The 221-nt window shown below is 34.8% G+C and carries 1 protein-coding gene; it reads right to left on the reverse strand.

The window, feature by feature from the left end; translation table 11 throughout:
• Nucleotides 1-221, reverse strand: a 221-nt coding sequence (locus AX662_RS00845) for a Spy0128 family protein (protein ID WP_156430682.1), incomplete at both ends; no start/stop codon positions are given.

The raw sequence follows: 221 nt of genomic DNA on the forward strand, positions 1-221 counted from the left end.
TTTGTTGCTTTAAGTACGTGACCTTCTTTAGTAACAGTAATTGTTACTTCAGCTTTCATCGTATCATATTGCATTCCTGCTTCAGAACCTTGAACTTCTTCTACAGTGTACTTGTGAGTACCAACTTGTGTATTGTCAAAAGTCAAATCGTCAAAGCCTACAACACCTTCTTTAGTATTTGTCTTAGTTTGAAGAACTTTACCAGTTGAATCTTTCAATAC

The organism is Streptococcus sp. CCH5-D3, assembly GCF_001556435.1.
Taxonomy (GTDB): Bacteria; Bacillota; Bacilli; order Lactobacillales; family Streptococcaceae; genus Streptococcus.